21 protein-coding genes and 1 other annotated feature are annotated in these 21,374 nt (G+C 34.9%); of the genes, 6 read left to right on the forward strand and 15 right to left on the reverse strand.

The window, feature by feature from the left end:
* Window positions 1-5: 5 nt before the first annotated feature.
* The 3 genes from opp3C to C1724_RS13815 form a co-directional block, all read right to left on the reverse strand.
* Window positions 6-1,040: an oligopeptide ABC transporter permease gene (opp3C, locus tag C1724_RS13805; protein WP_102347336.1), complete on the reverse strand. Its 1,035-nt coding sequence runs from the start codon at window positions 1,038-1,040 to the stop codon at window positions 6-8.
* On the reverse strand, window positions 1,040-1,966 hold the full coding sequence (gene opp3b / locus C1724_RS13810) for an oligopeptide ABC transporter permease (RefSeq protein WP_102347337.1): 927 nt from the start codon (window positions 1,964-1,966) through the stop codon (window positions 1,040-1,042). The genes opp3C and opp3b overlap by 1 nt, the downstream gene beginning before the upstream one ends.
* A 267-nt stretch (window positions 1,967-2,233) precedes the next feature.
* Window positions 2,234-3,886 carry a peptide ABC transporter substrate-binding protein gene (locus C1724_RS13815; RefSeq protein ID WP_180994276.1) on the reverse strand — a complete coding sequence of 551 codons (1,653 nt, stop codon included), beginning with the start codon at window positions 3,884-3,886 and terminating at the stop codon, window positions 2,234-2,236.
* Between the two features lie 325 nt (window positions 3,887-4,211).
* On the opposite strand from C1724_RS13815, the gene C1724_RS26415 reads away from it, so the two are divergent.
* Both C1724_RS26415 and trpS read left to right on the forward strand, forming a co-directional pair.
* Window positions 4,212-4,499 carry a DUF3899 domain-containing protein gene (locus C1724_RS26415; RefSeq protein WP_374703463.1) on the forward strand — a complete coding sequence of 96 codons (288 nt, stop codon included), beginning with the start codon at window positions 4,212-4,214 and terminating at the stop codon, window positions 4,497-4,499.
* A 93-nt stretch (window positions 4,500-4,592) separates the two neighbouring features.
* Window positions 4,593-4,831 (forward strand) — a binding site (T-box leader).
* A 168-nt stretch (window positions 4,832-4,999) separates the two neighbouring features.
* Window positions 5,000-6,004: a tryptophan--tRNA ligase gene (gene trpS, locus C1724_RS13825; RefSeq protein WP_102347339.1), complete on the forward strand. Its 1,005-nt coding sequence runs from the start codon at window positions 5,000-5,002 to the stop codon at window positions 6,002-6,004.
* A 307-nt stretch (window positions 6,005-6,311) separates the two neighbouring features.
* Here the strand turns inward: trpS and C1724_RS13830 are convergent, their stop codons facing one another.
* From C1724_RS13830 to C1724_RS13840, 3 genes are all read right to left on the reverse strand, one after another.
* Window positions 6,312-7,055 carry a YjbA family protein gene (locus C1724_RS13830; protein WP_102347340.1) on the reverse strand — a complete coding sequence of 248 codons (744 nt, stop codon included), beginning with the start codon at window positions 7,053-7,055 and terminating at the stop codon, window positions 6,312-6,314.
* 128 nt (window positions 7,056-7,183) lie between these two features.
* Entirely contained in the window at window positions 7,184-7,378 is a 195-nt protein-coding gene (locus tag C1724_RS13835; RefSeq protein WP_102347341.1) for a hypothetical protein, read from the reverse strand.
* Window positions 7,379-7,711: 333 nt separating this feature from the next.
* A complete protein-coding gene (locus C1724_RS13840; protein ID WP_102347342.1) occupies window positions 7,712-8,518 on the reverse strand; it encodes a DUF2268 domain-containing protein in 807 nt (268 codons plus the stop codon).
* 255 nt (window positions 8,519-8,773) lie between these two features.
* Here C1724_RS13840 and C1724_RS13845 point away from each other — a divergent pair, with 255 nt between their 5' ends.
* On the forward strand, window positions 8,774-9,838 hold the full coding sequence (locus tag C1724_RS13845) for an LCP family protein (RefSeq protein ID WP_102347343.1): 1,065 nt from the start codon (window positions 8,774-8,776) through the stop codon (window positions 9,836-9,838).
* Window positions 9,839-10,066: 228 nt separating this feature from the next.
* Here the strand turns inward: C1724_RS13845 and fabF are convergent, their stop codons facing one another.
* Both fabF and C1724_RS13855 read right to left on the reverse strand, forming a co-directional pair.
* On the reverse strand, window positions 10,067-11,305 hold the full coding sequence (gene fabF / locus C1724_RS13850) for a beta-ketoacyl-ACP synthase II (RefSeq protein ID WP_102347344.1): 1,239 nt from the start codon (window positions 11,303-11,305) through the stop codon (window positions 10,067-10,069).
* Window positions 11,306-11,375: 70 nt separating this feature from the next.
* Complete coding sequence (locus tag C1724_RS13855) at window positions 11,376-12,308, reverse strand: beta-ketoacyl-ACP synthase III (protein ID WP_102347345.1); 933 nt, start codon at window positions 12,306-12,308, stop codon at window positions 11,376-11,378.
* A 174-nt stretch (window positions 12,309-12,482) separates the two neighbouring features.
* Between C1724_RS13855 and C1724_RS13860 the strand changes: the two genes are divergently transcribed.
* A complete protein-coding gene (locus C1724_RS13860) occupies window positions 12,483-12,692 on the forward strand; it encodes a hypothetical protein (RefSeq protein WP_102347346.1) in 210 nt (69 codons plus the stop codon).
* A gap of 90 nt (window positions 12,693-12,782) precedes the next feature.
* Here the strand turns inward: C1724_RS13860 and C1724_RS13865 are convergent, their stop codons facing one another.
* The 4 genes from C1724_RS13865 to C1724_RS13880 all read right to left on the reverse strand — a co-directional run bounded on the left by C1724_RS13865 (window position 12,783) and on the right by C1724_RS13880 (window position 15,807).
* Window positions 12,783-12,974 (reverse strand): ComZ family protein, encoded by a 192-nt coding sequence (locus C1724_RS13865; protein WP_102347347.1) that lies wholly within the window; start codon window positions 12,972-12,974, stop codon window positions 12,783-12,785.
* Window positions 12,975-13,007: 33 nt separating this feature from the next.
* Complete coding sequence (locus C1724_RS13870; RefSeq protein ID WP_102347348.1) at window positions 13,008-13,970, reverse strand: BMP family ABC transporter substrate-binding protein; 963 nt, start codon at window positions 13,968-13,970, stop codon at window positions 13,008-13,010.
* 104 nt (window positions 13,971-14,074) lie between these two features.
* A complete protein-coding gene (locus C1724_RS13875; RefSeq protein ID WP_180994277.1) occupies window positions 14,075-14,968 on the reverse strand; it encodes an NAD-dependent epimerase/dehydratase family protein in 894 nt (297 codons plus the stop codon).
* A gap of 98 nt (window positions 14,969-15,066) precedes the next feature.
* Complete coding sequence (locus C1724_RS13880) at window positions 15,067-15,807, reverse strand: alpha/beta hydrolase (protein ID WP_102347350.1); 741 nt, start codon at window positions 15,805-15,807, stop codon at window positions 15,067-15,069.
* Window positions 15,808-16,008: 201 nt separating this feature from the next.
* On the opposite strand from C1724_RS13880, the gene C1724_RS13885 reads away from it, so the two are divergent.
* Window positions 16,009-16,197: a YjzD family protein gene (locus C1724_RS13885; protein ID WP_102347351.1), complete on the forward strand. Its 189-nt coding sequence runs from the start codon at window positions 16,009-16,011 to the stop codon at window positions 16,195-16,197.
* Between the two features lie 62 nt (window positions 16,198-16,259).
* Here the strand turns inward: C1724_RS13885 and clpB are convergent, their stop codons facing one another.
* Window positions 16,260-18,866: an ATP-dependent chaperone ClpB gene (gene clpB, locus C1724_RS13890; protein WP_102347352.1), complete on the reverse strand. Its 2,607-nt coding sequence runs from the start codon at window positions 18,864-18,866 to the stop codon at window positions 16,260-16,262.
* Window positions 18,867-19,110: 244 nt separating this feature from the next.
* Window positions 19,111-19,290 (reverse strand): YjzC family protein, encoded by a 180-nt coding sequence (locus C1724_RS13895; RefSeq protein ID WP_102347353.1) that lies wholly within the window; start codon window positions 19,288-19,290, stop codon window positions 19,111-19,113.
* A gap of 199 nt (window positions 19,291-19,489) precedes the next feature.
* On the opposite strand from C1724_RS13895, the gene C1724_RS13900 reads away from it, so the two are divergent.
* Entirely contained in the window at window positions 19,490-20,305 is an 816-nt protein-coding gene (locus C1724_RS13900; protein WP_102347354.1) for an undecaprenyl-diphosphate phosphatase, read from the forward strand.
* A 108-nt stretch (window positions 20,306-20,413) separates the two neighbouring features.
* Here the strand turns inward: C1724_RS13900 and argF are convergent, their stop codons facing one another.
* Entirely contained in the window at window positions 20,414-21,373 is a 960-nt protein-coding gene (gene argF, locus C1724_RS13905) for an ornithine carbamoyltransferase (protein WP_102347355.1), read from the reverse strand.
* Window position 21,374: the final 1 nt, after the last annotated feature.

Here is a 21,374-nt window from a genome sequence, read left to right on the forward strand (position 1 = left end):
TCCTCCTATTTACGCATCTTAGGATCTAAAGCATCTCGAAGTCCATCCCCAACTAGATTAAAACTAATCATAATCAAACTTATTACAATTGAAGAAATCACCATCATATGTGGGTATGTTCTCATCATTTTATAACCATCATTAATAAGTGTACCTAATGAAGCGGTAGGTGGTCGTAATCCTAAACCAATAAAACTCAAAAAAGCCTCAGTAAAAATTGCACTTGGTACTGTAAACATTGTTGTTATTATAATAGGACCAAGTGCATTCGGAATGAGATGTTTCCAGATTATTCGAGAATTACATGCACCTAATGTTTGCGAAGCTAGCACATATTCTTGACCTTTGAGCAGTAAAATTTGCCCGCGAACAACGCGAGCCATACTTACCCATCCAGTAAGTACCATTGCTAAAGTAATTGAAAGAATTCCTGGATTAAGAACAAGAATGAACATTATAATAACTATTAAATTTGGAATACCAACTAAGATTTCAATAATACGCTGCATCATCGTATCCACTCGACCACCATAGTAGGCGGATATACTCCCATAAGCTACTCCAATTACAAGATCAATCGCAGCAGCCAAAATTGCAATGTATAGTGAAATCCGAGTACCCTGCCAAATTCTAGTCCACAAATCACGTCCTAATTGATCTGTACCAAACCAATGATAGTTCTTGATCCCCTTTTTCTCGTACTGATCAACACCACGAATATCTACACCATTTACGCCTAAAAAAGGAACGTTCTCTAATAATGGAATTTTCGGTGGCAAATTAGAACGTAATAGATTCTGTTCCTTATATGTATAGCCATTCGCATATGGCCCAAATATGGCTAACAAACTTATAACTGTGATTATAACAAGTCCTACTATAGCTCCTTTATTTTTACATAAGCGTAACCACGCATCACGCCAGTAAGTTAAGCTTTTTCTTGAAACCTGCTCATTGTTACCGTACAACTCAGCTTTACTAATAGGATGAAATAATTCGGCCGAAATTTCGTTTGACAACTGGGTTTTATCTGTACGCATTACTCATTCCCTCCAGCCAAGCGAATTCTTGGATCCACCATTCCATATAAAACATCAACAATAAACACAATCCCAATAAAAAGCACAGCATAAAATAATGTTGTCCCCATAATGACCGGATAATCATTTGCCATAATTGACAAAACAAATTGTTCACCTAAACCGGGAATACCGAAAATCCGTTCAATTACTAATGAACCAGTCATAATATTAACCGATAACGGACCCAAAATGGTTATTACTGGGATTATCGCATTACGGATGCCATGGCGTATAATGATAGTTGTGCTGCTAATGCCTTTCGCCCTTGCTGTAACAATATAATCTTGCCCTAAGACATCAATCATCTCTGTCCTAATAAATCGAGCAATTGTTGCTATAACAAAAACAGACAATGCAATCGTTGGAAGAATTGTATATTCATACCCATCCCAAAAAGCGACAGGCAATAGTTTCCATCTAACAGCAAACCAATATTGTAACAACCCTGCAAAAACAAAAGATGGAATAGATATGCCAAATACTGCAACCAGCATTGCTCCATAATCAATAATTGTATTTCGGCGAAGAGCAGCAACAATCCCTAGTATTAAACCTATTACAGTTCCAAGCAATAAGGCTTGAGCACCTAAAAATGCAGACGCTGGAATTCGTTCACTTATAATCCCGGTTACAGAACGACCTTCATACTGAAAAGAAACACCTAAATCACCTTTAAATAAATTGCCCATATATTTTACATATTGAATAGCCAACGGTTTATCTAAACCATACTTATTATTTAGTACTTCAATTTGATTTTCACTAAGTTTTTCATCGTTAAATGGTGACCCTGGTAAAGTTTGCATTAAGAAAAAAGTTAGGGTTGCAATAATAATGAATGTTAGAAACATATACATAAATCTCTTCAGTACATAACGTATCAAAGCAGTTACCTCCATGTGATGTGTATAAAGCAAAACAATTAGGTATCCTCATTTCACCTGCGAAAAATCGAGAAAAACACATCATTTTCTTAACTTAATCCTTAATAAAGTAAAGAAAAGAGAGTATGTATTACACATACTCTCCTGAAGTCACATATTTTATGAATATTTTTCCATTGTTTTTATCATTTTTTTATTAGCTTAGTTAAATGAGCATGTTAATTTTTGCTACAATCAACATTAAGTATTAACAAAGCCCTTTAATTGTTATTTGGTTTCAATATATGCCCACTTAAAACTATAACTCGGCCCATATGGATGGACAATCAAATTTTTCACATATGACTTTTGCAAAACTGCACTTCCACGTTGAAAAAGTGGGACAATAACGGCATCTTTTTTAAGTAAAATAACCTCTGCATGTTGTAAATTTTCAAATCGAGTTTCTAAATCAGAAAAATTAACTGCTGCATCCTTAATTATTTCATCATACGCTTTATTTGAGTAATTAGTATTATTATTTCCACCTTCAGTTACCCATAGATCCATAAATGTTAATGGATCTTGATAATCAGGGCCCCAACCTGTAAGTTGAATATCATAATCAATTTTGTCATCGAGAGCTAAGCGTTGTTTAAATGGCTGTATATTTATATCTATGGTTAATCCTGGTAGATTTGTTTCTAGTTGATATTTTACATATTCAGCAATTGTCTTTATTTCATCTCTATCATTTATAAGTAATTCCCATGTGATCTTCCTTTCTCCCGTTTCTTTAAGGGCTTTTTCCCAATATTCTCTTGCCGCCTTTACATCATAGCTAACAATATCCCCAAATTTGGACCTAAAATCTGCACCAGTGGCAGGATGTGTTGAAAAACCAACAGGAAAGAAATAATCGGCTGAAGTTGAACCATTATTTAACAATACCTTCACAAAATCCTCTTTATTAATTGCACGCTGCATAGCTTTACGTTGATTTAATGGCACTCGATCAACATTAAATTTTAAATACCACATCGTAGGTTCAATATTTGTTATCAATTCAGGGTGCTCGATATATTGTTCTACCAAATCTGCACTAACAGACGCCCGATCTGTTTGTCCTGTTTCATATAAGTTTATTTCCGAGGCAGTGTCTTTAATAATTTTATATTTGATTTGTTGTAGCTCCACATTTTCTCTATCCCAATATTGTTCGTTTTTTGTAAATGTCCACCCCTTCGCATTCCATTCTGTTAACTTGAATGGGCCATTGTAAATCATCTTATCTGCATATAGAGCATATTCAGCTCCTTGTTTTTCGACAAAGCTTTGTTTCTGAGGAAATAAAGTAGGAAATGCTGTTAAACTAATAAAATAAGGAACTGGATTCTCAAGTGTTACTTTTAATGTCATATCATCTACAGCCTCTATAGCTAACCTCTCAACTTTTCCATAAAGCGGGTTACCTGGAGTCAGAATTTCCTTCGCATTCTTAATTGGTTCCATCATTTTAGCATATGGTGAAATAGTATCAGGATGTATTGCTTTCCTCCAAGCATATACAAAATCTCTTGCGGTAACTTGGGATCCATCACTCCATTTTGCATTTTCATTTAGTATAAATGTTAGTTTCTTTCCATCCTCACTTTTTGTTACTTCTTTTGCCACACCAGGAACCGGTGTATTATCTGGCCCTAGACGGAATAACCCTTCAAATACTTGATTCATTGCGGTAAAAGATGCACTATCCGTCGCTTCCAGTGTATCCATTGAAGGAAGCTCAGCGCTTCCAAGCAAATGGAGAGTTTGATCCAGCTCTTTCGCCTCGACGCTATGAACTTGCTCTTGCTTATAACTCCCTTCATTTTCATTAGCACATGCTGTTAATGATAATCCAATTGTAATAAGTATGAAGACGAGTATATAGTTTTTCAAAACACTAGCCCCCTATATCATAATCAAGATCAAGATTCACGTTCTTACCTTAAATCGTAAATAGATATTATTTTTCTATTATTTACTCACACATACAAACGCTAAACATCGATAATCTAGTTAGCCAAATTCCTTTTCTTTTTGATTAAGGTAGTATTAAAAATTTAACTACATGTAATAATAAAATAGATAAATATTTTACATTATAATAAAAGTGTATTGTATAGATTTGAGGTGTTGATATTTGAGTTGTGAAAGAAAAGTAACATTTTTCACCATATTCCTTACTAGTGTCCTGAGCATCATATTGGCATCGCTCACTAGTATGCCTTTAATACTTTCATTTCTAAATTACATTTGTTTATTCTCATTGATTATTTTAATTTTCGGTGGAAGTTTATTAATTCTTCAGAGTGGGGTATTTCATTCGTTTTCATATACTTTCAGAAAAAACGGGATCTCAAAGCTCGGCAATTTCGTGGGACAAAATGAGAATACTAATCAAAATCATTTAAATCACTCGATTTCATTTCGTTGGACTTACCCTGTACTTGTAGCTGGCGTTTATTTATTTAGTTTCTCATTCGTATGCTCTCTAATTTTTTATACCTGACCATAATCGTATAATCAATGTAATTCAATATGCTTGTCCTATTAATTTCTTGATTTCTAAAAATAGTTCATCTATAATATATAGCAAAATATAGTTATTGCGATGAAAAAGATTAGTACATATTTAGGACCTTACAGAGAGCTTGTGGTTGGTGGAAACAAGTAGGATATTAAATGTGGAATGGACTTTTGAGCATTAATACTGAACTTGTCTTTTGACTTAGTAGGCTATTACGTGTTTGATTCACACGATATAAAAGAATTTCAAAGTGATTCCACTTTCATTTATTAGTGGAATAATAAGGGTGGCACCACGGTCCATTCGTCCCTTCCTAATCGTAGGGATGAATGGGCCTTTTTATATTGTAAGGCTGTGTTAAAGCATATTGGAGATATGCTGCCATGTTGATTACAATGGAAACAACGTGCATCTTTAACAGAGCTATTTATTAAGCAAAACATCGTCCATCCCATTGAAAGAACTACATACTATTTTATTAAATGGAGGTTATTAGATTGGCAACTATTTTTTCAGGTATTCAACCAAGCGGAACATTAACGATGGGAAATTACTTAGGAGCAATGAAGCACTTTGTTGAATTACAAGCAGATAATGATTGTTATTTCTGTATTGTAGATCAACATGCGATTACGGTTCCACAAGATCGACTCGCTTTACGCAAAAACATCCGTAGTTTAGCTGCATTATATATAGCTGTTGGAATTGATCCGGAGAAATCAACATTATTTATTCAATCAGAAGTACCTGCACATGCACAGCTAGGGTGGATTATGCAATGTGTAAGTTATATTGGTGAATTAGAAAGAATGACACAGTTTAAAGATAAGTCGGCTGGAAAAGAAGCAGTTTCCGCTGCACTATTAACCTATCCACCTTTAATGGCTGCTGATATTCTTTTATATGGGACAGATATCGTTCCTGTAGGTGAAGATCAAAAACAACATATGGAGCTAACTCGTGATTTAGCAGAGCGCTTTAATAAAAAATATAATGAAATTTTCACCATTCCTGAGGTTAGTATCCCTAAGGTAGGCGCAAGAATTATGTCATTACAAGAGCCTACAAAAAAAATGAGTAAATCTGATGCTAATACAAAAGCATTTATTTCGATGCTTGATGATGAAAAGCAGATAGAAAAGAAAATTAAAAGTGCAGTAACCGATTCAGAAGGAATTGTTAGGTTTGACAAAGAAAACAAGCCAGGGGTATCAAACCTATTAACGATGTATTCTATTTGTGCGAATAAATCCGTAGAAATGCTTGAACAGGAATATGAAGGTAAGGGCTATGGGGATTTCAAAGCTGATGTTGCTCAAGCCGTGATTCAGGTACTTAAGCCTATCCAAGAAAGATACTATGAGCTACTTGAATCAGAGAAGTTAGACGAGTATCTTGACCTTGGAGCTGAAAAGGCAAACCGAGTTGCTACCAAAATGATTAAAAAAGCTGAAACTGCCATGGGGCTAGGCAGAAAAAGAAGATAATAAGAAAAGCCTGTATCAATGATTACTTGGTAATCAACGATACAGGCTTTACCTATCGGTAACTATTTAACCTATATATATTTAAGTTACTCTGAGCGTTTGTTGTTGTTTGAACATTTCTGATTATTAATCCTCTATTATATTGCAAGATACTTTTCTTACTTTCTAATTTTGTTTTGCTTTAATTAATAGTTTTAAAGAAATAGCGTATACCTCTGTACGTAAAACTAAAAGCGTCATGGATTACATATACGGATTATCAATGATTAGCAGGCCATATTAGGCTTAAACCTGACGAGGTTTAAACCTAATTCACCTTTGTTCCTTGTTCTAATTCCCATAACTTCTCAAAAAAGGGTTGACCTTTAACAAGGCGCTCACAAAGGTGTTCATGTCTGTCTGACCAGCCACCTTTAGTTTCTTCATATAATTGTGTCCATACGTCATCAAATTCTAGCTTTTGAATCTCTTCATATTTCGTTGGATTCCATTCAGTATACCAATAACGAATCTCAGCTGGGTTACCTGTTGAATATAGCTGATCTAATGTCATAAATAATAGCTGCTTTAACTGTCTTTCTTTTCTCGTTAATCCTTTCATTAAGTGCGGATCTGGAGAAAGGATATGATATTCTTTTTTTCCATTGTTTTCAAATGTATATTTAGTAACTGACACTTCATTTACCATGTCATAGACAAGCTGTTCTTGTCTTGGAATTAAACGACTTTTACGAATAGGTAAATGATAACCCATTGTATCTACCGCCAATATACCAATGCCATCAGTAACAATAAAACAATACTCTAGTTGAATACGCTCATGATTTTTTCTTACAAAACTTTTCTGATACACGTCATCTAACAAGTCTTGAGGTAGTTCGGCTAAATCATTTTCAATGTAATTAAATAATGGTGACTCAACCTTAATTAATGGCGCTTGATCTAAAAGCTCAACCGTATCTTCTTTTCTCCATTCATGAAAATCACAGACATTATAACCGTTTTCTTCACCTTCAAACCAATTCACCCAAACATCATGTAGATATAACATTTCTTACCCCTCACTTCACATCTCATTATTAGGAATCAGTATGGTCAGATGATGGATAAAATATTCCAATTCAGGTAATTTCTCCTTATTAACTTTTAAATAAATCAAGAAAATAACAAATTTTTATTTCATTTATATATACTAGCAGTAATTAACAAAACACCAATTACTAATAAATAGCATTCAATTTTCGTACTTATTAAGACTAAATAATCCACAAATGTTTGACCTGTTGCCAGTATATTTAGATGTGCAATGAAACTAACACCACCCGCAACAGCTAAACCAAACCCCATTAGGAATATAAATAATCTAAAAATCATATTCTAATCATTACAGAGTTCGATCGCTTTTGAAATGAACTCGTCCAATACAATATTCCACTAATATTATTATTTCTCCTCTTCATTATGTCCCCCTCGGCTTGTCCTTTCTTTTTACCATCTTTATGACATAAGGATAAATTTTATGTATAAAATGCGAATGCCCCTCCATACAACCTGATATCCACCCACTTTCTGTGGGCACTCTGAAAATCCTCGCCAACCTAACTGTCTCGAGGGGCTAGAAACTGGAACCGAACAGTACGTATAATCCTAGATACCTCTTAAAAAAACGTAATTTACCAAGTATGGCAAATTACGTCGTGCTCTCGACTAACTATTAAAATCAGAACCTTTAAGGATAGATTCTGCTGAAGTGGTTAATAGTGTTTTAGCAGAAGAAGGGTTAAATTTTTCACAGTATGATTTCGTAATATGATAACCGACATTATAACCTAAATATTTAGGATAAAACTTAGTTCCAAATAATAGATGTTGAAATTTCGGGGAACTTGCTTTCATATTTGCATTGTTTCTTAAATATTTATACCATAGCTTGATTGCCTGTTCTCTTGTATAGACGGATGTCCATGGTGCTAAGTATTTCTTCCCGATACGTTCCTCAACTGCGTTTTCAGCAAGTCCTTCTAAGATAATTGTTTGGAGGAAGTTTAAGTCATCCACTTTAAGAATATTTAAACGACAAGTATGATTATACTCATGTGTTAGAAGAGCCTTTAGTTCATCATAAGAATTTTTCGCCGATATAAATAGAAAGATCTTATCTTTATATGATAATCCTGTTTTACCATTAAATTCTTCTTTCAATGATCGATTTTGCATATTAGAGGGGAAAATAAATAGTGGAACGTCTGGTCCCTTCCATTCACTTCGAAGGATAGAAAATTCCTTTTGAAGAAAACCCCATACATTATTTTTTTCCAATTGATCGATCTCGTTTAAAGTTGGTAACGGTGGAAACAATCCATGACTTAATAAATGTTCATGTACTTCAAACACACTTGCATCTTTAAAATATGAAATCAATGGATTGCAAATAAGCTTACGTTGAGCAGATAATGAATAATTTTTCTGATCAACATACTGACGTAACCAGTGGTCTGTTCGAATAATCGCCATTTCTCTTCTCCTTTTATTAATAAAGCTTAGCTATCATAATTAATTTATGTTAATATTGTAAATAGGTGTCGAATCTAGTATTCTTGTAATCTAGAGGGTGATGCTTTTTTTATATTTTAAAATTTAAAAAGCATAAATAAAGGTTCGTAATTGGCCATGAAGGATAAAAGATAATTTCCATAATGAATCTCTTTACGAAATTCTAAAATGAGAGTAAATTAGTTGTGTGTACCTAAAGGAGAGGTGAAACTGAGTATGTCTACGACGCGTATAGAGCGTAGAAAAAATAGAGAGCTACAAAAGAAATTATTAAAAAAGCGTAAAAAGAGACGCCCATTTAAAATAACAATGATATTATTATTATTTTTCATTGCAACTATTGGTTATGCGTCCTTCGAATATTATTCAGGTTATATTGATGCTGCTGGAAAAGAACCAAAAGTCTCAGCTTCAGGCACTACTGATGAAAATGAAAAAGATAAAGAGGCTTTTAATGGTGTAGAAGACTTAAAAAAAATAAATGTACTGATATTAGGTGTTGACCAAAAGGACGCCGAAAGTGGGCGAACAGATACAATTATGATTGCCCAATACGATCCAGAAACAGATAGTGCAAAAATCGCTTCGATAATGAGAGATTCATATGTTTCAATCCCTGGATATAAAGATAACAAAATTAACACGGCTTATTTTCATGGCGGTGCTGAGCTTGTCAGACAAACAATCAAAGAAAACTTCGGAATTGATGTTCAATATTATGCTGTAGTAGATTTTGATGGATTTGCACAAGTAGTAGATGTTCTTTCACCAAATGGTGTAGAAATTGATGTCGAAAAACGTATGAAATATACTGACCGAGCTGGTGGATTATATATTGACTTTCAAGCAGGCCTTCAAAACCTTGACGGTGAAGAATTGCTAGAGTATGCGCGATTCCGTCATGATGCAGAAAGCGACTTTGGTAGAGTACGTAGACAACAACAAGTGATTGCAGCGATTAAGGATGAGCTTGTAAGTGTGAATGGCTTAGTAAAGCTCCCTAAAATGATGGGGACTATCCAGCCTTATATTGATACAAATGTTAGTACTAAAACAATTATCGGAATCGGCACAAGCTTTTTAATGAATCCAAAAGAGATCCAAACAATCCGTATTCCAGTTGATGGTTCATTCTCAAATAAAAGCTATAGTCATGCAGGATCTGTACTAGATATTGATGTAGATGAAAATAAAGAAGCTCTTGATGAATTCTTTAATTCAACAACTCCTACATCTGCTGCAGTTACAGAGAACGCAATCGAGGACATTAACCAAAATTAATTTAGGAATATATTATAGAAACTTATTCCTGCTTAATTTTATATTGTGCCAAAGCACCAATGATTAAACATTGGTGCTAAATAAACTAGAAAATACCCTTTATCAGCATAGACAACTAAATATTCTATCCTCGAATAAAAAAAAGCTAGCTAGAAAAGTTGAACCTTTCTGCTAGCTTTTTATGTTAAAAAAATACCGAATTCTAACCCCGCTATTACCGAAACTGGCCTATTCGTATTTTTTAAAGATTAACGAAACATTATGACCACCAAAACCAAGTGAGTTACTTAATACAGCATTCACTTCTTGTTTTCTCGCTTTATTAGGAACATAATCCAAGTCACACTCAGGATCCGGTGTTTCATAATTCATTGTTGGCGGTACAACGCCATCAGTTATTGCCTTCACTGAGAATATCGCTTCAACTGCACCCGCAGCTCCAAGTAAATGACCCGTTACTGATTTGGTTGAACTTACCGCCATTTTGTAGGCATGTTCTCCAAATACTTCTTTTATTGCCATTGTTTCATATTTATCATTATAATCTGTACTAGTGCCATGTGCATTCATGTAATCGACATCCTCAGGCTGAAGTCCAGCATCCTGTAATGCCTGTCTCATCGCACGCACTCCACCTTCTCCACCTGGAGCTGGTGCAGTAATATGATATGCATCACCTGTTGCGCCGTAACCGACGATTTCTGCGTAAATTTTAGCTCCGCGAGCTAATGCTGATTCTAAAGATTCAAGCACAAGAATTCCAGCACCTTCCCCCATTACAAAGCCATCACGATTTAAATCAAATGGTCTACTTGCTGTACTAGGATCAGGATTAAATGATAATGCCTTCGCCATACTAAACCCTGCAAAAGCCATATTTGATAACGGAGCCTCTGTTCCTCCTGTTATCATGTAATCAGCATCGCCTCTTTGAATTACTTTAAAAGCATCACCTATAGAATTAGCTCCTGAGGCACATGCTGTCACTGAACATGAATTAATTCCTTTAGCCCCTAAGGCTATCGAAACCTGTCCTGCCGCCATATCTGGAATCATCATTGGTACATAAAATGGACTAACACGACGATAACCTTTTTCTAAAAAGTTGCTATGCTGTGTTTCATGAGTTTCCATTCCACCAATTCCTGATCCAATCCAAACTCCTACGCGAGGTGCAATTTCCTCTGAAATGGTTAAATTAGCATCCTTAACAGCCATAAAAGCAGCAGCCATTGCATATTGAGTGAAACGGTCCATTCTTCTAGCTTCTTTTTTATCCATATGCTCTTCTGGTTTAAAATCTTTTAATTCTGCAGCGACTTTTGCAGGAAATTGTTCTTTATCTACTCTTGTTAACTCACCAATTCCAGAAATTCCATTTACGACATTATTCCACGTCGTGTCCACATCATTTCCACAAGGCGTAACAGCACCAAGTCCTGTTATTACTACACGTCTTTTTTCCATAAACAAGACTCTCCTTTTTTATAATTTCTTAATTATATAGAGCTATAACTAGCTTAAAGATTTACATCCATTATTTTCCCCATTTTAACGCTACTGCACCCCAAGTCAAACCACCACCAAAACCAACCATAACAATTACATCATCATCCTTAATTTTTCCCGCTTCCAATTCCTCTACAATTGCAATTGGAATCGACGATGCAGAAGTATTTCCATATTTATGAATTACTTTAGACATTTTTTCTTCAGGTAGTTCAAGTCTTTGACGTGATGCTTCCATAATTCGAATATTTGCTTGATGTGGTATTAAGAAATCCACATCTTCCTTTTTTAAACCTGCTTTTTCAATAACATTAATCGCAGACTCTCCCATTTGCCTTACTGCAAATTTAAAAACCTCACGACCATTCATAATTAAATACTCATCTTGATATAGATGTTTGGCACCTGCACCATTGGCCCCTAATTCAAAAGATAAAATTCCTCTACCTTCAGAAACCTCTCCCATTACAACTGCTGCAGCTCCATCACCGAATAAAACAGCTGTACTTCGATCATTCCAATCTACAATCTTAGAAAGTTTCTCTACGCCCACTACAAGCACATGTTTATAATCACCTGTAGCGATAAATTGCTTCGCTGTAATCATTGCGTACATAAAACCTGCACAAGCCGCGCCAACATCCATCGCAGCTGCATTTTTTGCACCAAGTCTTTCTTGAATTAAGCAAGCTACCGAAGGAAATGGATAGTCAGGTGTAACTGTTGCTACGATAATTAATTCTATATCTTCAGCTTTCAAACCAGCATTTTGTAACGCTTTTTCCGCAGCAAAATAAGCCATATCAGATGTATTGGTTTCATCATCGGCAAATCTTCTTTCCTCAATCCCCGTCCTTGTACGAATCCATTCATCACTAGTATCTAAAATTTTTTCCATATCAGCATTGGTAACAATCTTTTCTGGAAGATATCTGCCAATCCCTAATATCCCGACATTCATAAAAACAACCCCTTTACATACTGAAAAATACTATGATCAAATATTATGACTTGGTACTAATTTTAATTTATTTTATTATTTTTGTCTACTTCAGAACATGATATTCGTCCACTACAATGCAACAATTAACACATATGCTATTACTAGTAATTTTACAGAAAGGAGAGAGTAATGATGTCTAATAACGAGCAATTTAATCGCTTCGATCGACTCATGTTTGGTAACAGAAATATTCAAAAGCAAACAACTACCAGTAACCCTATCCAAAACATTGATTTAACATCTATAATTAATAATGTTGATCAAATTATGAACACAGTCAATCAAGTTAAACCTGTCATTCAACAAATTACTCCACTTCTATCTATCTTTAACAAAAAGTAGAAGAATTACAAGACAGTTAAAAATTAGTTAATTATGTATGTAAAAAAAGACGCGTTAATCGATATATTAACGTCGTCTTTTTGAATGAAGTTATTCGTTTGTCTTCACAGCTTCAGATGCACCTAGTTCATAAGCGTCATTCATAACCTTAAGTAATACATCTAACATTGGTTGCATCATATCCATATTCGCTTCGATTCCCTTACCTTTTAACATTGTTTGAGCCTCTGGTAAATACTTCATAGCTATTTGCATAAATTGCATATTTCTTTCTGGGTTCATAATCGAATATTTCCTCCTTGATTTGTTCTGTAATTATTTTGAAGGGAGCTCTCCCTTGAGTTTGTACAAATTAATTGCATCCTCAACCTGTTTTCTAAAATCCTCTGGAATTTCAGGACTAAATTTACCTAAAGAAATAACATCATCTTTGAAATCAAATGTTATGATACCATTTTCAAGTGTTCCGTCTAAATACTGAGCAACTACCAATTCATAAAGATGGTCCACATGCTGTACAGTACTTGTAAGTACAATCGACTCTCCTAAATCCGACTGATCAGAGACAAATCCTATGGCATATAATCCGTCTTCCTTCACTTTCTCAATAACTTCTAAGTTAAAGGTATCACCAGCAGGATAAAATACATCAACGCCACTTGCTCTCATATTCTCGTAAGCGCTAACAGCTCTATCTTCATTATTCCAACTCTTGGTATATTCAGTCAAAACATGAATCTCCGGGTTTTGATATTTTGCCCCCTCCTTAAATCCTTCAATCTCAGGTTGCCAATCAAAAGCCGCGATAATACCGATATTATTAGTTTTACTCATTTTAGCTGCAATCATCCCACCGAAAAAGCCCATAGCATGTGATTCGAACTTTAGACTTGTAACATTATCAGCTGAAAAATCACCATTAAAATAGAAGAAATTTATTTCAGGATATGTTTTGTGAACTTCCTGGAAAAGAGTTCCATATTCAGAACCATGTCCAAATACGATATTAACTTCTCGTTCACTAAACTCTCTCAATGCTTCTTCAACAGACTTTAATGTTGTGATCCCTTCTTTATAAAATACCTCAGCGTTATATTCTGATTGTATTTTCAATAAACCCTTATATCCCTTATTACCCCAAACGGGATCATTTATAGTTTCAGGTAATAACAGTCCTACTTTTATAGACTTTAGTGGCTTAAACGTGGAAACAGATTGTCCACAAGCCGTACATAGGACTAAAATTGTTAGCAAAGCCAAAAAAAGCTTTTTCAACATTAAGTCCCTCCCATAATAAACCCATCTTTATATGTACCTATCATATCTATTCTACTCCTACTTGTTATTATTGTAAAAGGAAATTACTTACATATTGAAAAGTTTTATAATAAATCTAAACTTTTTAGTTTATTGATATAGTTATAGTGTAACTTTTGCTCATTGAGACCATCTTTTAAGTCTGTATCTATATACTTTTTTAACTGCTTTTCAGTTTCAGTAAGAGAAATTTTAGTAGCCGGAAGGTTCAACTGTCTTTCCTCACTCAACATGTTAAAACCCTTTAACCAGTAATTTTCATTCCCACTACTGATTAATAATACCTGTTTTTTAGGTATTATGGTAGGTAGACCGATCATTAAACTTACTAGATCGTAAATATAGATCGTATCTTCTCGAATAACATCCATGGGAGAATTAATAGTATTAGTTGAAATTAGCCGCTGGTAGCTCATATATTCCGGCTGCCATGGGCCGTAAATTGTTGGGATACGCAGTATATAATAGTTCAAGCTTCCATGATTAGCTAAGACCTCGGACTCTTCTTTCACTTTCAACATTCCGGCAAGATTTCGAGGTTCCAATCTAGTTTCTTGTGTGAGAATTGGCAGGTTTTCCTGGTAAACTTCATACGATGATAAATAGATGAAGGTTGCATTAACCTGATTGCAATACTGGATAACCTTCCTTATATTGTTAATGGCTTGGTTAGAAGCTATATCAAAATTACTTTCAAGGATAGTTTGATTATTAATACAATAATAAACAACATCACAAGTACGGATTGTTTCAAACGTTGCGTCTGTGATATCCATTTCTAGCAATTTGAAGTTTGAATTTCTAGCAATTTCTAAATATTTTTGATCCTGTATTTTTTTCTTTGAATTGTCTTTATCATAACAATCGATACCAATAACCTCAAAACCATCCTCCAATAGCTTATTACATAATGAATAACCAATAAACCCCAATGCTCCAATAACAATCGCAGTTTTCATATTGTGTTCCCCCAGCATCTAATTTTATTACATATGTATGTTAATGTATGCATTTTAGAATAAAAACCCCCTCTATCTGAAGTAATTGATAGAAGGGGTTATAATACCTTTTCATATTGAGTTAAAAACTTTATGATGTTTTGAGTGATGTTAAACCTTTTCTCAAACAAATGTAACGTTAATGAAATTGGTGATTGTTGCCCACATGATCTCTCATACATTCGACCATGGTCGTTTATATTATAGGAAATCCGGTTTGTCGATTGACATATTTTCACAGGTATTTGACAAGCTGTAAAATACTTAACATCAAAAGGTTTGATTACTTTTTGTTCGACGAATCTTTCTTCAATGTCATATGCAAAGGAAAGTTCCTTTAGCAAATGCTTATAAAACAGCTTGTTTACTTTTTCATGCTCCATATATTTCTTTAAATCAATACATGGACTCATCATCACAATCGAACGAACTGAAGAATCCATTTTTTTCACGAACTTTAGAGCTGCTAAAGCTCCCATACCTTCAGCTATTATATGAATTTTATTATTTAGAATTTCATTGCGCATTAGCATTTGATAAAATCTTATTAGCAGATCGACAGCCTTAGGACTTCCCCAATGCCTTCCATATAAGTTGGAGTAAAAGATCGTGTAGCCTTTTTTCCTTAGCATTTCAAGCATTTGTAATCTATCAGGATTTTGAATCCAGAGACTCGTGCTTTCGTCTACATAATGATTTCTATCACCTATAATTAATATTGCAAAGCCGTTAGGTTGTTCAGGTAGGTGGACAACATTCCATTCACTATCAATTTTTAAAAAACGTCGATCGATTTTCATATTGTTCCCTCGCCTTTTTTAAGCCTGCACAATTATAATGTATGTCATTTTTATTAAAAAGCAAAGGGAATATACCTATTCTTTACAAAAAACGTCATACGCCTATACATACTAGGAGGCATTAACGAACTTTTACTTTATTTTTCAAGTTTAATTATGATAAAATAAATTACAAATGTGCTTAAGTTGAGGTGAACAATAATGCGTGTGTTTTGGACAGTTTTTTGGACTTTTCTTCTAAGCCAAATGTTAGTATATGTTGTTAGCAGCATGTCAGGTGGTACATATGAATTTATGCAAGGTGTAGTCATTACAGTTGCATTTTCATTAATTATTATCCTTCTAGGTGAAACTGGTCAATCTAATGAACCTAGTGGCACACACCACTAATAAATTTGAATAGCAAAGGCTCCCACTATTTTGTAGTGGGAGCCTTTGCTTTTACTCTTTACTTAAGATGTTGTAATCACCAATTCATTTCCGTTCATACCAATAATCACATTTGCGCCATCAACAATGTTTCCAGCAATAAGTTCTCTAGCCAATTTTGTTTCAATGAATCGTTGGATAAACCGCTTTAAAGGGCGTGCACCGTAAACAGGGTCAAAACCCTCTTCCGCTATATATCCTTTAACCTCATCATCTAGAGTAATTTTTATCTGCCTATCCTCAAGTCGATTCTGCAATTCATTGACTAACTTGGTAACAATGCCCTTTATTTCCTTTACTGTTAATGGCTTAAATAAAATTGTATCATCAACGCGATTTAGAAATTCAGGACGAAAATGCTGGCGCAACTGTTTAAGTACCATGTCTCTTGCGGACTCAGAAATCTCGCCTTGAGCGCTTAATCCTTCTAATAAATGACTAGAACCGATATTTGACGTCATTATAATAACAGTGTTTTTAAAATCCACTACATGCCCTTTTGAATCAGTGATTCTTCCATCATCAAGCATCTGAAGCAAAATATTAAAAACCTCTGGATGTGCCTTTTCAATTTCATCTAGCAATAATACAGAGTAAGGCTTTCGTCTAACTGCCTCTGTTAATTGTCCCCCCTCTTCATAACCTACATAGCCTGGAGGTGCTCCGATTAACCTTGATACAGCGTGCTTTTCCATATATTCTGACATATCAATACGAATCATTTGTTCCTCGCTGTCAAATAAACTTTCTGCAAGTGCTTTGGCTAGCTCTGTTTTTCCCACTCCGGTTGGGCCTAAAAATATAAATGAACCTATAGGCCGGCTTGGATCTTTAATACCAGCCCTTGCTCTAATAACCGCATCTGCCACAAGCTGGACCGCTTCATCTTGACCAATCACTCGCTCATGTAGAATTTCATCCAAGCGGAGGAGCTTTTCGCGTTCTCCTTCTAATAATCGGGAAACAGGAATACCGGTCCAACGGCCTACTATTTCAGATATTTCGTTTTCTGTTACTTCTTCGCGTAATAAGCGGCCTTCTTGCTCTTCTTGGGCCATATCTTGCTCAGCTTTCTTTAACGTCTTTTCAAGTTCTGGGATTAAACCATGTCTAAGCTCTGCAGCTTTATTTAAATCATATCTTGATTCCGCATCTTCTAGCTCTCTTCGAGCTTTTTCAATTTTCTCTCTGTATTCTTGAAGTTTGTTGATACTTTCCTTTTCTTCTTCCCATTTTACTTTCATCGAATGGAAGGTTTCTTTGAGATTCGCCAACTCTTTTCTTAACGATTGCAAGCGCTCGATGCTAGCCTGATCTTTTTCCTTGCTTAATGCCGCTTCTTCAATTTCCAGCTGCATGATTCTTCTTGTCACTTCATCTAGTTCTGTTGGCATTGAATCCATTTCTGTCCGAATCATTGCACAAGCTTCGTCAATAAGGTCAATTGCCTTATCTGGGAGAAAACGCTCTGAAATATAACGATCAGATAGGATCGCTGCTGATACAAGGGCACGGTCGTGAATATTAACACCATGGTGAATTTCAAACCGTTCCTTCAAGCCACGTAAAATAGAAATCGTATCTTCCACAGTAGGTTCTTCTACTAGCACCTGTTGGAATCGTCGTTCTAAAGCAGGATCTTTTTCAATATATTTTCGATGTTCATCTAAAGTTGTCGCCCCTATACAATGAAGCTCTCCTCTTGCAAGCATTGGTTTCAACATATTGCCTGCATCCATTGCTCCCTCTGTTTTTCCTGCTCCTACAATTGTGTGAAGTTCATCAATAAATAGTAATATTTTTCCGTTGCTTTTCTTCACCTCATTAAGTACTGCTTTTAACCGTTCTTCGAATTCACCTCTAAATTTAGCACCTGCAATTAATGCACTCATATCTAGCGCAAAAATTGTTTTATCTTTTAAACCTTCTGGAACATCTTTTCGTACAATTCGTTGTGCTAACCCTTCGACAATCGCGGTTTTACCTACACCTGGTTCACCGATTAATACTGGATTATTTTTAGTTTTTCGAGATAAAATTCTTATAACTCGCCGAATCTCCGAATCACGACCAATAACTGGATCTACATTACCTGCTCTTACCTCTTCAACTAAGTTCCGTCCATATTTCTTTAATGCATCATATGTAACTTCTGGTGTTGGACTAGTTACTCTTTGATTACCGCGAACTTCAGATAATACTTCGAGTAAGGCATTTTTATCTATCCTATTTTGCTTAAATAATTTACCAATGTCAGTAGTTGTTTTTTCCTCTGTCATCGCTAACAGCACATGTTCTACCGAAATATATTCATCCGTTAGCTGTTTTGCTTCATCTTCAGCGCGGACAAGTAATGATTGTAATCTATGCGAAATATATAACTTCCCTGTTTCAATGCCAGATCCACTAACACGGGGGCGTTTATTTAATTGTTCTTCTACTTGTTCTTTAAGGTGATTGATATTAACATTCAGCCGCTGCAACAAACTTGCGGTTATTCCTTCATGTTGTTCAACTAGAGCCAAAAATAGATGCTCAACATCCACTTCTTGATGACTTTTTCTAACAGCAAGATTTTGCGAATAAACCAATGCTTCCTGTGTTTTTTCTGTCATTTTTTTCATATCCATTTAAAAGCCACTCCTTCATCAAATGGTATTTGACCTTATCTGACCTTTAGTATATTATGGATAAACTTCTCTTTGATTTCAAACAGCAAATATAATGATGATTTTTGATTTATAGTTGTTTTATTATATTTTTCTCTCCTTTCCTCTGAATTACTCTATATTTTGATTTTTTTTGACCAAATCCGTATTAAAACAACAAATCAATTAAAAACCATCCTTGCTAATACAAGGATGGCCAACATGTTTATGGTTTTCGAGCATACGTCCATTTTCGATTATGATTGGAGTTCTCTGGAAAACGGTCACCAGCTTGTAGTCTAACTGATTGTGGATGTTGAACCATTGAACCAGTTTCACCAATTTCTACATAAACTCCATTATTTGGGGCTTTTTGTCCTGCACGAAATTGCCGAGGTTGACCCATTTAAAAAACCTCCTTATTTAAGGTTCATGATTATTGTATCCGTTTTTCTAAATATAATGAGGTGAATTTTGTTCAATATCACACCGATTCTGTATAAATATGTAAAATATTATAGCAATTACTTTACAGATATCAAACGATGGTGTTTAATTTAAAAAGTCAAACGTTAATTTTAATTTTAAAATGGGGGATATTAATAGTGGAAGAAGTTTATCTGTTATTAAAGTATTTATTTTTAGGTGTTTTCCAAGGATTTACAGAGCCCATTCCAATCTCATCAAGCGGCCACTTAGTATTAGCACAACACTATTTAGGTCTAACAATCGAAGGTTTCAGCTTTGAACTTTTAGTAAATTTCGCTTCACTAATAGCCGTTTTGCTTATATATCGTCAAGACCTAATCCGTTTAACAACAAATGGACTTAAATATATAACTACCCGCGATGAACATTCAAGACCTGATTTTAAGTTTATTATTTATTTAATAATTGCTACGGTGCCGGCAGGTGTTATCGGAGTATTATTTGAGGATGTAATCGGAGACATTTTTAAAGGTGGAGTACAGCTAATTGGCATAACGTTAATCATTACAGGTATTGCTCTCTGGGCAATTCGAAACTTGCGCGGACACAAAGGTGACAGTGAATTGACCATAAAGGATGCTATCTTAATCGGCTGTGCTCAAGCAATCGCATTAATACCTGGTATTAGCCGTTCCGGGGCAACTATAGTTGCTGCTATGTCCTTGGGGATGAAACAAGAAACAGCACTAAAATTTTCGTTTCTTTTATTTATACCTGTTAGTGCAGGTGGGATGATTTTATCTATTAATGACTTAATGAACGACCCTAATTTAAGCACATTATTTATTCCCTACTCGTTAGCATTTATCGGTTCTTTAGTGGCCTCATATTTCTCATTAAAATGGTTCATGAATATAATGGCAAAAGGAAATTTAATTTACTTTGCAATTTATTGTTTTATCGTAGGGGGAGCCGTATTCATTTTTAATTAAGAATAAAATTAACTAAAAGCAAATACTAATTATAATTATATACATAAAAGGCTGACTAAAAAGTCGCTCGTTGTTATAACGACTTTTTGGTTCAGCCTTTTTAAATCATTATTTAGATAACAACGCTAATGTAAGCGCCTTTTGAACATGGAGACGATTACCTGCCTGTTGAAAAACAACGGAATGTTTTCCATCGATGATATCAGCTGTTACTTCCTCATCGCGATGGGCCGGTAAACAATGCATAAATGAATAGTTTTCATCTGCATGTTTCATTAATTCCTCATTTACTTGGAAAGGCTCTAACTTTTGCGTACGCTCTGAGCTTTCAGCTTCGAAACCCATACTAGTCCATACATCTGTATATATGAAATCTGCATCTTTTACGGCTTCAACCGGATCATGTAAAACTTTTATTTCAGCCCCTGTTTCAGAAGCAAAACCTTGTGCAAGCTCAACCAACTCTGCTTTTGGAGCGTAGTCAGCTGGACACGCGACAGTGCAATGTAACCCAACCTTTGCTGCAGCAATCATTAAAGAATGTGCAACGTTGTTTCCATCTCCAACGTATACAAGTTTATGACCTTCCATACTGCCCTTTATTTCATAGATTGTCATTAAATCTGCTAGTGCTTGACATGGATGAAAATCGTCAGTTAAAGCATTAATAACTGGGATTGTTGCATTTTTTGCCAATTCTACTACTTTTTCATGTTCAAATGTACGGATCATAATAATATCAATATATTCAGAAAGAACTTTTGCTGTATCAGCAATTGTTTCACCACGGCCTAATTGAGTAACCTTACTATCTAAGAAAATAGCATGCCCGCCTAATTGTGTCATGCCTGCCTCGAAAGAAACACGTGTGCGTGTTGAGGATTTTTCAAAAATCATCCCCATTGTCTTTCCTTTTAATACATCCAAATGTTGACCTGCTTTATGTTGTTTTTTTAATTCAACTGCCGATTGAATCAACCCGGTTATTTCTTCCTTACTATAATCGCTTAAGGTGAGTAAATCTTTCACCTTAATTTTTGGAGTTTCTAAAGTAGCTGGCGAGTTCATC

This window comes from Bacillus sp. Marseille-P3661, from assembly GCF_900240995.1.
GTDB lineage: Bacteria > Bacillota > Bacilli > Bacillales > Bacillaceae_J > OESV01.